Source organism: Edaphobacter bradus, from assembly GCF_025685645.1.
Taxonomy (GTDB): Bacteria; Acidobacteriota; Terriglobia; order Terriglobales; family Acidobacteriaceae; genus Edaphobacter; species Edaphobacter bradus.
In genome coordinates this window covers 441,988-456,216 of the sequence record NZ_JAGSYF010000001.1, presented here as the reverse complement: position 1 = coordinate 456,216, position 14,229 = coordinate 441,988, and the positions used below count along the sequence as shown (strand labels likewise).

The following is a 14,229-nucleotide window of genomic DNA, read 5'->3' as shown; positions in this document are numbered from 1 at the left end:
GGGCTTTCGGCGTTTGACTCTCGGCTCTTACTTACGTCCGACGACGATAACGGTGAACGTATCTGCCAGCACCGCAGGGCGTGGACGCGGGCTCTGCGGCGTCGGCGCTGGACGCGGTCCAAACTCCGCTGTCACCAGGTACACCCGATCGACTGCATCATCGTACGCCATAGTGCGCGCACCTTTCTGCGTCCCAACCGTCTGCAACGGCTTGTATCCATTCGCGGCGTCAATCACAGAAAGCGTGCCGTCACCATTGGAGCTGAAGGCGAGTTGATGAAGCGCGCTGTACCCTGCTGCATCCGGCCCATCGCCAATAGCAGGCGACGCGAGCTGCTTGCCACTCACTGCATCGACCACAGCCATCTTTTTCCCATCACAGACCGCAAAGAGGCGGTGATGCTCATTGTCCAGAGCCAACCCTGACGGTGATTCGCAGTTTTCCAGCGGCCAAACAGACGAGATCGTCTTCTTCGAAGCATCCAGGTGTACGATGCTGTTCTTATCCTCAATGTTCACGAACACATGCCCTTTGCCGTCTGCCTGCGGGAACTCTGGCTTCCCAGGCAGCGCAATTGTGCTCATCGCCTTGCCGCTCGCGGCGTCAATCACGGTCGCGTTGTTGCTACGGCCATTGAACGCCCACACCGTCTTCGTGCTTGGCTCATACAATATGCCATCTGGATTCGTGCCCGTCGCCACAGACCCGACCTTTGCAAAGCTCTTCCGGTCGAAGATAACAACCTCATTGCTCGCGCCGTCCGAGATATAACCCAGCTTGCCTTCGGAGTCCAAGGCAACTCCGTGAGTCCCCTTCAAGCCCGTGATCGCCGCTACTGACTTGCCAGTCGTTGTGTCGAGCACCTCCACGCGAGGCCCGTGAGTCACATAGAGCAAATGCGCCGCAGAATCGGCGACAACGTAATCCCATCCGCCCGTGCCACCGACCTTCCAGTGATCAACGATTCGATACTGCGTTTGAGCAGATGCAGCAGCTGTAGCAACAATCACAGTCGCTGCACATGCATACCTTCTAAAGCCCACTCTGAACATGACGGTCCTCTGAGGTGATATCACACATTAAGTGTCGGAAGAAGTCTTTCTCACGGACATTAATTCAGCATTAAGCATCCGCCGCCAGCGGGAGACTCACAATCACGGTGGTACCGGTACCAGGAGTGCTTTCCAGCGATATTGTTCCGGAAGCGGCATCGACAATCGTCTTACATATCGCAAGGCCAAGGCCTGCCCCTCCCGTTTGCCTCGATCGAGAGCTGTCTTCCCGGAAAAACCGTTCAAAGAGATGCGGAAGAGCTGATGGCGAGATTCCTTCCCCCTTGTCCTTCACCCTGAAAATCGCCCGGCCATCGCTCTCTTCAGAACTCACAAGAACCTCCGAACCAGGTTTGCTGTGTTGGATCGCGTTCACCAGAAGATTCGAAATGAGTATCTCCAGATCCTCCGCGGGAACCGGAACCACGACACTCGAGGAGCAGACCGATTGAATCTCGATCAATTCACTGTCCGCAAGCGATTGCGTCCCATGAATCACCCGATCCGCAACCTCGCATAAGTCAGCGCGCGCTCCTTCTGTGCTTCCCCGCTCTTCAAGACGCGCAAGCGTCAGCATTCGAGTGACGAGTTCCTCCACGCGGGTATTGTCTTTCAAAAGGGCCTGCAGGCCGTCGACGTACTCGCCTGTCTCTCGAGGACGCAGCATCAACAACTGGATGGAAGAGCGCACAACCGCGACCGCCGTCTTCAGTTCGTGGGCCGCATCTCCCACAAAACGGTGCTGCTGGTCGAACGACCTCTTCAGCCCTTCCATGGCTCGTGTCAACGCATCTGCCAGCGGGCGCAGTTCCCGGATACCACTCGCCGACTCAGGGGCGGTGAACTGCAGCGAACGCGCTGACACGGTGCTTGCCTCAAGCGCCAATTCATCGATCGGGCGCAGCACTCTCCTGAGCAGCACGATCATCGCAATCGCAGTCCCGAAGATAAGAAGTGCGCTCACGAAAACATAGAACCGCACGGCTTCGTAGACATGATGCCAAAGGTTGTGGTCCGGCGCGGCATACACGATAGTTACGGGCCGCCGCAGCCCAACGCCTCCATAATCAGCACGATCGATCACACGAATGCCGTCACGCTGTAGCACACGATAGCTCCTGCCGTTCGCGCGGCGCACGGATGTCCCGCCTCCTCGCCGTTCGATGATCTCTGCAGGAGCATTCCCTGATGCGCCGAGCATCCGTCCACCCTGATTGTAGACGGCGTAAACATCCTCCTTCGGGACAGTGAGTTCCGTTGGATCAATCGTCACGTTGTCCTCAGGATCTTCTGCGTCCTGAATCGCCCCAAGCAGGGAATCCGATCTTCCCTTCAGCATCACGTCAAAAGCACGCACCTGCGTATGACGTTCGTGGAGCAGCGCAGCGCCCGTGAGAGCGATCGCGCACACCAACTCCACAACTAGAACACTGAGTACCGCCTGTCGGGTCAGCGAACGCATCTTCATAGCACAGACTCCGGGGCCGCAAGCCGGTAGCCGCGCCCTCGAAACGTCTCCAGCACGATCGTCTCTGTCGTCAATCTCAGCTTCCGTCGAAGGTTCGAGACATGGGCTTCAATGACGTTGGAATGGTGTTCCCAAGTAAAGTCGTACAGGTGCTCAAGCAACTCGCGTTTCGACACGATCAGGCGCGGACGATGAAGCAGATATTCGAGGATCCGGTACTCCGTGGGAGACAGGTCGACCAGTTCTCCCCCGCTCGTCACCGTCTGCTCCGCAGTATTTAACGTCAGCACGCCAAAGGTGAGCACACTTTGCGCTGTTCCCTTGCCTCGCCGAATCAGCGCTCGGACTCGTGCAATCAATTCTCCGAGGTCAAACGGCTTCGTCATATAGTCGTCTGCACCCAGGTTCAACAGATCAATCGTCGATTGAGTCTCAGATTTCGCGGTAAGCACAAGGATCGGCGTATGAATCTGTTGCGCTCGCAACCTTCGAACCACCTCGCCACCATCAATGCGAGGGATCATCAGGTCGAGCAGGATGAGATCGTACGGGTGGCTCGAACACACCAACAAAGCCTCTTCGCCATCGTGTGCAAGATCAACTGCAAAACCAGGCCCCTCGCGTAGCGCCTGTGCGACGTTTGCCGCCAACCTTATCTCATCTTCTACTACTAATACCCGCATCACTCGTCCCGCGCTGCAGATCTTATCTCGTTGAATCCGCTGCAGAAGACCATAACCGAGGCCCGCCGACAACGAATTCTGTCTACGAATTCTACATATTAGAGAGCGATCCTTAACCGAGCCTGAAGAATGCCCCGAATCGACCGAGGACACTCTCCATGGGGATGGAGAGGGCGGCTGCGAGACATTCAGCCCTATAGGGGAGGTGTAAACCGGCCATCCACAGCGGTCCACCCGCCATCGACGATCGTGAGCGTTCCTGTCACAAATGAGCCAGCGTCCGAAGCCAGATAAACCACCGCACCAGCCATCTCATGGGGCTTCGCCCATCGCCCCAGCGCGCTCTTCTGCGCGTATGCGTCGTACCACGCTTTATTTGCAGCAATTGGCGCCGTGAGAGGAGTATCCACAACCCCTGGCCCAATCGCATTCACTCGTACGCCACTCGGCCCAAGCTCCGCCGCCAGCGCACGGCACATCTGCAGCACTCCCGCCTTGGTCGCGGCATACACTCCCTGTCCAGGCTCGACAACAAGCGCGCGAATGCTCGCAAACGCGATGATGCTTCCCCTCCCGCGCCTCGCCATGTTGCGTCCCGCAGTCGTAATCAGCCTGAACGTGCCTTTCAGATTCAGCGATACTACCCGGTCAAACTCCTCATCGGTCATCTGCACCAGCGGTTTGCGCACATTGATCGCCGGCGTGCTCACCAACACATCCAGATCTGGCAGTGCATCGATTGCCTTCACAACGCCCGCGCTGTCGCGTATGTCGATCGCCAGCGCCTCAGCGTGTCCGCCGGCCTGCTTGATGGCATCAGCCACCTTCTGCGCCGCTTCCACATTCAAGTCGCCACACAGAACGTGCGCTCCGTGTGCTGCCAAGCCATGCGCGGCAGCTTCGCCAATACCGCTGCCCGCCCCAACAACAAGCGCCTGTTTCCCCGTCAGATCAAACAATTTGCTGTAGTCGTACGACACGCTGTTTCCTTTCTACTTGAATCTTGGAATTCACACGGTTTGTATCTGCATCTAGTGCAGCGTTACGGCCATCACAGCGACCCCGTCACTCACTAACCTCATCTACGTCAACTGGAAATGGCTCAAATTCCCAATATGCCAGAGATTGCTCGCTTCCGAATATTAGCTTTGTTCCACCGCCGTTGCCTCCCCGGAGTTACTATGGTTCGTGCTAAAGCAAGCCGGTCGATCACACCGAAGCTCGTAGGTTTCGCCGCGTACACGTGGCAACATATTTCGTCTAACGATCGAGGTTACTTATGTCCACAGCTGTTGTTCCTGACCTGACCGCTCCAAACACCACCGCGAAAGAAGTCCGCATCGTTCCGCATTGGATCAATGGCCGTGCAGTCGTTGGCAACTCCGGCCGCTCCGGTAATGTCTACAACCCAGCTACCGGCCAGGTCCAGGCGACCGTCCCCTTCGCCAGTTCCGATGAGCTCAACGCCGCCGTCGAGGCCGCGGCTGCCGCCTTCCCCGAATGGTCCACGCAGCCGCCCCTCCGCCGTGCCCGGGTCCTCTTCCGTCTCCGCGAACTGATCGAGCAGAAGGCCGACGAACTAGCCGCCATCCTCACCTCCGAGCACGGCAAAGTCCTCTCCGACGCTAAAGGCGAAGTCACTCGTGGCCTAGAGGTCGTCGAGTTCGCCACCGGAATCCCCCAGCTCCTCAAGGGCGAGTACACCGACCAGGTCGGAGCTGGCATCGACAGCTGGTCCATGCGCCAGCCCCTTGGAGTCGTCGCCGGCATCACCCCCTTCAACTTCCCCGCGATGGTCCCCCTCTGGATGTTCCCTATCGCTCTCGCCTGCGGCAACACCTTCGTCCTCAAGCCCAGTGAGCGAGACCCGAGCGCCTCCATCTTCCTCGCCGAACTGCTCAAGCAGGCCGGCCTCCCCGACGGCGTTTTCAATGTCGTTCACGGTGACAAGCAGGCCGTCGACGGCATTCTCGATCACCCCACTATTAAGGCCGTCAGCTTCGTCGGCTCCACGCCCATCGCTGAGTACGTCTATACGCGCGGCACTGCCCACGGCAAGCGCGTCCAGGCCCTCGGCGGAGCTAAGAACCACATGATCGTCATGCCCGACGCCGATCTCGACCAGGCCGCCGACGCCCTCGTCGGAGCAGCCTACGGCTCAGCCGGCGAGCGCTGCATGGCCATCTCCGTCGCCGTCGCCGTCACCAACGCCACCGCCGACGCCCTCATCGAAAAGCTCCGCCCGCGCATCGCCGCTCTCCAGATCTCTCCCGGCACCGAACCCAAGGCCGATATGGGCCCGCTCGTCACCGGCCAGCACCTCGACCGCGTCAAAGGCTACCTCGAAACCGGCGCAAACGAGGGCGCAGCCCTTCTCGTCGACGGCCGCGAAACCGCCCTACCTCGCGGTGAGGGCTTCTTCCTCGGAGCCAGCCTCTTCGACCACGTCAAACCCGAGATGCGCATATACCGCGAGGAGATCTTCGGCCCTGTCCTCGGCGTCGTCCGCGCCAACACCTTCGAGACCGCCCTCAAGCTCATCGACGACCACGAATACGGCAACGGCACTGCCATCTTCACCCGCGACGGCGACACCGCACGCACCTTTGCCCACCGCGTCCAGGCCGGCATGGTCGGCATCAACGTGCCCATCCCTGTTCCGATGGCGTTCCACAGCTTCGGTGGATGGAAGCGCTCTCTCTTCGGCGACCACTCGATCTACGGCCCCGAGGGCGTACGCTTCTATACCCGCATCAAGACCATCACCGCCCGCTGGCCAACCGGCATCCGGACCGGCGTCGATACCACCATGCCAACGCTTGGCTGATTCGTTCCTCATCACACGACTGGCAGCGGCCGCAACTGCTGCCAGTTTTCTTTTGCCTCAGCCACGTTGCGGCCGCATCTTCTCCATCCGGCCATACAATTCCTGCAGCTCGCGGACACCATCCTCAGCCTCACCACGATCCGGCTGCTCATTCATATCATTCCAGCCCGTCTCCTCTCCATGAGGGTTCGGCTGAATCACGATCCCGTCACGCCGAGCCAGAACATTCAGGTCTTTATAACCGAGCCCGTAGTTCACGCCTTCCTGAGGAATCAACCACGCGATCTGCCCGCGCACCGGAACGATGCTCTCGTCCGCCCACAACTGCCTTGCCCCATACCCCGTGCAGTTGAGAATGACCTTCTGCTGCAGTGCGGCGACCTCCTGCGGCGAATGAAACTCCCTTGTCTCGATCACGCCGCCGGCAATCATGAAGTCGTTCATCAACTGTCGCGAGTAATCCGCCACGTTGAACGTCAACGACGTACTCCTCCACACATGCTTCGTCGGAAACGGATGCATCCCCGCAGGAATCTCCTGCGCGTTCGGCGTAATATCCGCAATTCTTTCCTGATAATGCGCAAACCCATGGCCATCCATTTGCTTTCTCTGAGTGCCAGCCTCCTCGTCCGTCATATCCGAGAGCACATACCGATCCGTCCACTCAATCGGAGTCCCGGGCATCCCCAGATAGCTCTGGTACATCGCAAACGAGGTCCTCGCCATCGCCTCCCACTGTGCTGCAAACTCCGGAGCCGCAGCCGAGGTCAGCGCAATCCTCGAGCCCGGCGTCCACGACCCCGTCGCCCGTGACGACCGCACAAACGGAGGCCGCTCCTTCGCATAGATCGTCACCCGCAGCCCCGCCCGCTGCGCCGTGATCGCCGCCGTCAGCCCCAGCGCCCCGCACCCAACGACTGCCACTTCCTTGCTCCCATTCGCAGCCTCAAGGGCTTTGCGAACCACCACATCCGCTGACCCCCACGACAGCGACCATCCGCTCCCGCCGTGCCCATAGTTGTGCACTACAACCTTGTCGCCCACGCGCTCCACATCCAGCCGAGGCCCTGCCGCCCGAAACGGTCGCAGGCAAACCGTGATCCGGAATATCCGGTCCACATGCGCTCGAATCGGAATGATCGGCCCCACCGCATCATAAAAAGGCAGCGCTGGAGCGCCCGCAACATGAGGAGCGGTCACCCGTTTCGCGCATCCGGAAAGCCCCATCGCACTCAATCCGGCAAACGCCCCAGAGCCTTGTAAAAAGGAACGACGATCCATCACGCATCTCCTTCAGTAAGAGGTGTGGTCAACACGAGAACTTGCAGAGGCAGGAGAGAACTACTCAGATACACTTATAATGGAAAGACAGACTTTCTCATAAACACACGGCGCTTGCCTCACAGAGTCCCCACCGTCACCTTTACATCTGCACGCGCCCACGCCGCATCGAACTGCTTCTTCACCCACGCGGCGTCTGCATCGTTCTTCTGAGCCACGAGACTCTGCCAAAGCCCGAACAACGACCGCCCGCTCCGTGGATTGATCTCCAGGTCTCTGCGAAACACCGCCTCCGCCTCGGCAAACTTGCCATCGCGCAGCAACGCCCCGCCCAGCGATTCGCGCACTGGATAGTACCAGTCCGCCGGCTCGTTATACGCCAGCGTATCCCACACCGCGACCGCCTTCTTCCACTCGGCAATCGCACCCGCTCGATCGCCCTTTGCCTCGGCCATCCGGGCATCCAGCGCCGTCAGCGCCAGCCCCATCACGTCCTTGGTCGGGTTGTTGAAGTCTGGCGGAGTATCCGCAGGCAGTGTGCTCGTCGCCTTGGCAAGAGCATCCCGTTCCCCCGCCGCCTCCTTCAACCTTCCCAATCCTGCATACGCGCACCCGCGCGCGTAGTGCCACATCGCGCCCAACACCAGCATCTCCTTCGGAGCCGCCGGCGCATCCAGAATCTGCTGCCACCTCCCGAACCGCACCAGCACCCACGGCTGCGTCGGAAGATACCACTCCGCCAGCTTCACCGTCGCAACCTCAGGCTCCACGTGCTTCACCAGGTTGTCCGCCGCCTCCACCGCACATTCCGAGCGACCCTCCATCATGCACGCCGCCGCAAGAAAATGAATATTGGCGTCAGGTACATGTAGTCGTACATATTGGCGACACCCTCCAGGTGCTGGCTCTTCACATAAGCCGCATCGGCAGCAATCGCCTTCTCGTTCGCCTCCGCCGATCCCTCGAAGTTCCCCACCCGCTGATAGATATGCGCCGGCATGTGCACCAGGTGCCCGGCAGCCGGAGCCAGCGTCTCCAGCCGCTTCGCGCTCGGCAGCCCAACGGAAGGATCGTCCGATGCCTCGACCGCATGAATCAGCAGGTGGTTCGCTCCTACATGGTTCGGATCGCGCGCCAGCACGCCCTTCAGCGTCGCGACAAGCTCCTCGGTCCCGTCCGCCGGCTTGCCATCCGCGCCCCAAAGCTGCCACGGATGCAAGTCCATCAGGCTCTCCGCGTACAACGTTGCCGCATCCAGATCATCGGGATACTTCGCTACCAGAGCCTTCATCGCCACGCTATACTCTCCCCCCTTGATCACAAGCTCCGGTGAGTACCGCATCTCCAGCGCATCTACATACGCGCTCTCCTCCTCAGATCCGCCTACAGCCAGTTGCTTCGCTCTGGTTAAAGCATCCACGGCCCGCTTTGCCCGCACGTAACCGATATCGATGTCGTTATAGTTCGGTCCCACAGCCAGTGCCACACCCCACCACGGCATCGCCGCCTTCGGATCCAGATCGGCCGCCTTCACAAACGACCGCCGCGCCTCGTCATGATTGAAGGCGAAGATGTAGTCCATCCCCTGGTCGAAGTACCGCTGCGCCTCGGGGTTCGTCGTACGAATCGCATGATGCGAGTTCCCCAACCCGTCCACAAGCACAACCGGCCGGTGCTCGTCCGCGCCGCTCTCCATCCCTGGCATCTGCGCCAAACCCAACCCAGTCCCCAGCAACAACAGCGACGATACTCCGTAGACGACCTTCGCAGTTCTCACCTTTACCTCGCGAACCAAAGACGAAGAGGCTGGCGCATCAGTCATTTTTCTGACCAGCATCCAGCCTCTCACTCATTGCTCGGCAACTAACCTACAGCAACTCGTCAGCAATCACCAGCGCCTCATCCAGCGCTGCAACCGCCTTGTCGATGTCTGCCTTCTCTATAATCAGCGGAGGAGCCAGCACAAAGTGGCTCATCCAGGCCTGCATCACCACTCCCTGCCCCAGCATCTTCGCGGCGATCTGATCGACCACCAGCGCCTTGCCGTCCAGTTTCTCCTGCCAGGTGTTGAAAGGAGCCTTCGTCTTCTGGTCCTTTACCAACTCCACAGCCCAGAACAGTCCCAGTCCGCGCACGTCGCCGATCGACGGATGCTTCTCCTTGAGCGCGCGCAGCTTCTCGCCGAGATAAGCTCCCATCTCATTTGCACGATCCACCAGCTTCAGCCGCTGCATCTCGCGGATCGTCGCCACCGCCGGCCCCAGTGACATCGGGTGCGCCTCATAGGTGTGGCCATGCGCAAAGTAGTGATCGTCAAAGAACTCGGCGATCTTCGTAGAGGTCGCGCACAACCCCAGTGGAATATAGGCCGACGTAATTCCCTTGGCCGTCGTTAGAATATCCGGCTTCACGCCCCAGTTGTCGATGGCAAACCATTTTCCTGTGCGGCCCCATCCGCTCATCACCTCATCGGCAATCAGCAGAACCCCGTGGTCGTCGCAGATCTTCCGAAGCTTCGGGAAATACTCCGGAGGAGGCACCAGCACGCCGTTCGTGCCAACCACTGGCTCCACCAGCACCGCCGCCACATCGGCCTCATTCACGATCATGTGCTCCAGATAGTCCGCGCACGCAATGCCGCACGACGGATACGTGTGTTTGATCGGGCACTTGTAGCAGTTCACCTCGGGCGAAAAGATCACACCCTGCCCTTTGCCTGCCGGCTCCATTGGCCAGCGCCGCGGATCGCCCGTCGCTGCAATCGAGCCCGCCGTCGACCCGTGATACGACCGGTAGCGCGCAATGATCTTTGTCTTGCCCGTGTACATGCGCGCAATCTTGAAGGCCGCTTCGTTCGCTTCGGTCCCCGAGGGCGCGAAGAAGAACTTCGTCAGTCCCTCCGGCAGAACCTCCAGCAGCAGCTTGCTCAACTCCGCTCGCGCCGTCGTCGCATAAAACGGAGCCGCATACGCCAGCGTCTTTGCCTGTTCAGCAATCGACTCGATCACTGCAGCATTGTTGTGTCCCAGGTTCATGCACATCAGCTGCGACGAGAAATCCAGAAACCTCTTCCCATTCCCGTCCGTAAAGTAGCAGCCATCCGCGCTTACCAGATGCGAAGGATTCCAGCTCTTCTGCTTCCGCCACGTTCCGTAATTATGCTTCCTGGTAAGGTCGATCACTTCCTGCGATGTAAGCTCACTCGACATAGGTCCCACTTCTTTCTTGTTCAAATTAAACGTACTTCATTGGCCTCAAAAACAAGCAAAAAGAACAGCTGCTAGATGCAACGGTCTCGGGCCTCGCTCGCAGCCTTCGACCGCTCCAGTTGCAGTATATGTTCGCATCCATTCATTATGTGTAGCAGAACCTATGCCGTGCTTTAGCCACGCATCGGTAGGCTCCACCCTGGCACTGGAGCTACCTATGTAGTTTTTGCGAGACGTGGCGATACCATTTCACCGGAACCCGGAGAGTGCCATGCGCAAGAACACACCGCCCCTTCCAGACTCGGGCGTCAAGAAGTCTTCACACATAACCCTCCTCTTCGCTCTGTTTGGAATTCTCCTCCTTGTCCCATCTCTCGCCCGCGCCCAGGCCACAGGACAGATCGCTGGCACGGTCTCCGACCCTTCCGGCAGAGTCGTCGCAGCAGCGACAGTAGAGCTCATCAGCGACGCCACCGGGCAGACCCGCTCCACCACCTCCTCCTCAGACGGAAGCTTCATCTTTCCTCTCGTCAATCCCGGCACCTATCAGGTTCGAGTCAATGCCACTGGATTCCGAACCAGCCTCACCCGGGGCGTCGAGGTCGACGTCAACGGAACAAACCGGATCGAAGTAAAGCTGGCCGTGGGCCCGACAACTGTTGAAATTACCGTCACCGACGCTCCGCCGCTCGTCGAAAGCACCAACGCCACTATGGGCGTCGTCGTCGACCGCCAGAGCATCGTCGACCTCCCGCTCAATGGACGCAACTTCGCCCAGCTCGGAACCCTTATCCCCGGCGTCGTCGCCGCCCCCGCGGGACTAGGCGGAGCCCAGGGCAACGCCACCGTCGGCGGCTTCGGCGACACCACTGGCAGCTTCAACGTCAACGGGATGCGCAACCAGTCCAACAGCTTCCTCCTCGACGGTGCTCCCAACAACGACTCCTTCAACAGCGGCTTCGTCATGCGCCCTCCACCGGACGCCATCGAGGAGTTCAAGATCATGACGCACTCTTACGAGGCGCAGTACGGCCGCAACGCGGGCTCCGTCGTGAACGTCGTCACCCGCTCGGGAACCAACCAGCTCCACGGCGATCTCTGGTGGTTCAACCGCGAGGCCGCCCTCGCCGCCAAGACTTACTTCGCCGTCACCAAGCCCAACTACCAGCAGAACCAGTTCGGAGCAGCCGCCGGCGGCCCCGTCCTCAAAGACAAGGTCTTCCTCTTCGGCTATTACGAGGGCTTCCGCCTCAAGGACGCGACCTCGAACGTCCTCAACCAGCCCGTCCTCAGCTCAGCCGAGCGTGGGGGAGACTTCTCCGAGCTTCTCACATCGTCTTCAACCACCTGCTCAACCACTGGGGTTACCGGTGGAGGCAGGATCATCGATCCGCTAACGAAGACGCAGTTTTGCTACGGGGGTAAGCCCAACGTCATCGACCCCGCACGCATCAGCGCCGTCAGCGCCAATCTGCTCAAGAACTACATTCCGCTCCCCAACAGCGCGGGCAACTTCTACAAGGCGGCTCCCGCCAACATCGACAACCGCAACATGTTCGGACTCCGCGCCGACTGGAAACTTGCTTCGAAGCACTCCATCCTCGGCCGCTATCTTTACACTCACCAGAACCTCTACGGCCCCATCACACCCACGAACTTCCCGCCCACCGGCAACCGCCAGATCATGACCCTGCAGGATGCCCTCGCCTCCGACACCTGGAACATCAACGACCACATGATCAACGTCGGCCGCTACGCCTGGCAGCGCATCGAAGGCACTCCGAACAAGACCAGCGGCCTCGATCTCACAAGCCAGGGCTACGCCTACTCCTCCACTAACGCGACGGCCAAGGGACTGCCCAACGTCACACTCACCGGCTACTTCACCACCGGCGATCTGCAGCAACCCTTCGCCTACCGCGCTAACGGCGTCAATACCATCTCCGACGACCTCACCTGGATCAAGCACCGTCATGTCATCCAGTTCGGCGGCGAGATTCGGCGCGACCGCATCAACCTCCTCTACATCAACCGCCCCAACGGCGCCTTCACGTTCAACACCAACAAAATCTTCACCACCAACGCGCTCTCCGACTTCCTGCTTGGCTATCCCTTCATGTTTCAGCAGGGATCAGGCGATCCGTCCCTCAACGGCTCCTCGTGGACCTACTCTTTCTACGGACAGGACGAATTCCGCATCAACCGCCACCTCTCGCTCCAAGCCGGCTTGCGCTACGAGGTCAACCGCCCCTACGTCGAAGACAAGAACCACCTTGCCGCCCTGCATCCCGGTCAGCAGTCGACCATCCAGCCCAAAGCACCCGTCGGCCTCGTCTACCCCGGTGACGCCGGTACGCCCCGAGCAACCTACTACACCGACGCCGACAACTGGGCTCCCCGCATCGGAGCCACCATCGACCCCATCGGCGACGGCAAGACCAGCATTCGCGCCGCTTGGGGCCTCTTCTATGACACCGTTCCCGGACAGGGAGACTTCTTCCAGAACGGAACCCTCGCTCCCCCCTTCCAGCCCCTCCAGGAGATAGACTTCTTCGCGAACACCACTCCGCCCACCTCCACCTACTTCTCCAACCCCTACGCTGGCGTAGCAGTTGGAGCCCCCGGTTTTCCCCCTAACCTCACCTTCATCGGCTGGAGCCTCGCCAACTCCTTTAAGACCGCCCAGGTCCAGGAGTACAACGTGAGCGTGCAGCGCCAACTGACCAACAACATGGCCTTTGAAGTCGGCTACGTCGGCTCGCGTGGTGAGCACCTTCCCATCTTCATTGAGGTCAACCCAACCACGGTCCTGCCCAGCGGCTCCTCCGCCGCAGGAGCCAATGCCTACAAGGCAGGCTCCCGCGCTGTCTTCCCCGCCTTCGGCCTCACGCGTCCAACCTTCTCCGCAGGAAAGTCATGGTTCGACTCGCTGCAGGCAAGCTGGCAGTTGCGCAACTACCACCACATTCATGCGACTGCCGCCTACACCCACGGCCACTCCATCGATAACGCATCAGGCCTCAACATCGGCACCGACTCGCGCCCGGTCCTCCCCGCTACCATCGGCAACCAGGCATTCATCGATGCGGCAGTAGCGAGAGAGCGCGGCGACTCACTCTTCGACGCTCGCAACCGCTTCGTCCTCAGTCTGCAATACGAGTTCCCCCGGCTCGATGGCCACTCTCTTGCACAACGGCTCATCATCGGTGGCTGGCAGTTCAACACCATCTACCAGATTCAGTCCGGAAGCCCGTTCGCGGTGGTCAACTCCTCCACGACCGCGCAGTCGCTCACCTTCAGGCCCAACCAGACCTGTAACGCCAACTCCGGCGCGCCCCACAAAGCAGGCACGCTCTCGAGTCAGCACTACATCAACACCGGCTGCTTCGCTCTGCCTACCGTGACGCTCAACGGCGTCTCTCTCATCGACAATAGCCACAGCGGCAATGCAGCCCGCAACTCGGCTCTTGGTCCCGGCTACAACACCACCGATGCCTCGCTCTTCAAAATCCTGAACTTCAGCGAAAGCAGGAAGTTCGAATTCCGCTTCGAGGTCTTCAATCTCTTCAACGAAGCTCACTTCTCGCAGCCCGTCGCAACCCTTGGGTCATCCACCTTCGGCCAGATCACCAGCACCGTAGGCAACGACTCCCGCGTCATCCAGATGGCGATCAAGCTCTCCTTCTGAGCCGTGAACCTCCCCAAATC

Annotated in this window: 10 protein-coding genes; 2 read left to right on the top strand and 8 right to left on the bottom strand. The window is 59.9% G+C overall.

The genetic code is table 11. The features are described 5' to 3' along the window. Positions 1–27 precede the first annotated feature (27 nt). The 4 genes from OHL16_RS01900 to OHL16_RS01885 form a co-directional block, all read right to left on the bottom strand. A complete protein-coding gene (locus OHL16_RS01900; RefSeq protein ID WP_317891017.1) occupies positions 28–1,011 on the bottom strand; it encodes a YncE family protein in 984 nt (327 codons plus the stop codon). Positions 1,012–1,123: 112 nt separating this feature from the next. Then, positions 1,124–2,521 carry a sensor histidine kinase gene (locus OHL16_RS01895; RefSeq protein ID WP_263365381.1) on the bottom strand — a complete coding sequence of 466 codons (1,398 nt, stop codon included), beginning with the start codon at positions 2,519–2,521 and terminating at the stop codon, positions 1,124–1,126. Continuing rightward, positions 2,518–3,204 (bottom strand): response regulator transcription factor, encoded by a 687-nt coding sequence (locus OHL16_RS01890; RefSeq protein ID WP_263365380.1) that lies wholly within the window; start codon positions 3,202–3,204, stop codon positions 2,518–2,520. The genes OHL16_RS01895 and OHL16_RS01890 overlap by 4 nt, the downstream gene beginning before the upstream one ends. Before the next feature lie 194 nt (positions 3,205–3,398). Continuing rightward, positions 3,399–4,184, bottom strand: coding sequence for an SDR family NAD(P)-dependent oxidoreductase (locus OHL16_RS01885; RefSeq protein WP_263365379.1), 786 nt, complete (start codon positions 4,182–4,184; stop codon positions 3,399–3,401). Between the two features lie 299 nt (positions 4,185–4,483). Between OHL16_RS01885 and OHL16_RS01880 the strand changes: the two genes are divergently transcribed. Then, positions 4,484–6,031 (top strand): CoA-acylating methylmalonate-semialdehyde dehydrogenase, encoded by a 1,548-nt coding sequence (locus OHL16_RS01880; protein ID WP_263365378.1) that lies wholly within the window; start codon positions 4,484–4,486, stop codon positions 6,029–6,031. Positions 6,032–6,088: 57 nt separating this feature from the next. On the opposite strand, the gene OHL16_RS01875 is transcribed toward OHL16_RS01880, so the two are convergent. The 4 genes from OHL16_RS01875 to OHL16_RS01860 form a co-directional block, all read right to left on the bottom strand. Further along, a complete protein-coding gene (locus OHL16_RS01875) occupies positions 6,089–7,312 on the bottom strand; it encodes an FAD-dependent oxidoreductase (RefSeq protein WP_263365377.1) in 1,224 nt (407 codons plus the stop codon). 119 nt (positions 7,313–7,431) lie between these two features. After that, positions 7,432–8,139, bottom strand: a complete 708-nt coding sequence (locus OHL16_RS01870) for a tetratricopeptide repeat protein (protein WP_263365376.1) — start codon at positions 8,137–8,139, stop codon at positions 7,432–7,434. Beyond that, positions 8,136–9,089: a tetratricopeptide repeat protein gene (locus tag OHL16_RS01865; RefSeq protein WP_263365375.1), complete on the bottom strand. Its 954-nt coding sequence runs from the start codon at positions 9,087–9,089 to the stop codon at positions 8,136–8,138. The genes OHL16_RS01870 and OHL16_RS01865 overlap by 4 nt, the downstream gene beginning before the upstream one ends. A 91-nt stretch (positions 9,090–9,180) precedes the next feature. After that, on the bottom strand, positions 9,181–10,521 hold the full coding sequence (locus OHL16_RS01860) for an aminotransferase family protein (protein ID WP_263365374.1): 1,341 nt from the start codon (positions 10,519–10,521) through the stop codon (positions 9,181–9,183). A 271-nt stretch (positions 10,522–10,792) separates the two neighbouring features. Here OHL16_RS01860 and OHL16_RS01855 point away from each other — a divergent pair, with 271 nt between their 5' ends. Further along, the gene (locus OHL16_RS01855; protein ID WP_263365373.1) at positions 10,793–14,209 is read left to right on the top strand and encodes a TonB-dependent receptor; all 3,417 of its coding nucleotides are present in this window, start codon (positions 10,793–10,795) and stop codon (positions 14,207–14,209) included. The last annotated feature ends 20 nt before the right edge of the window (positions 14,210–14,229 follow it).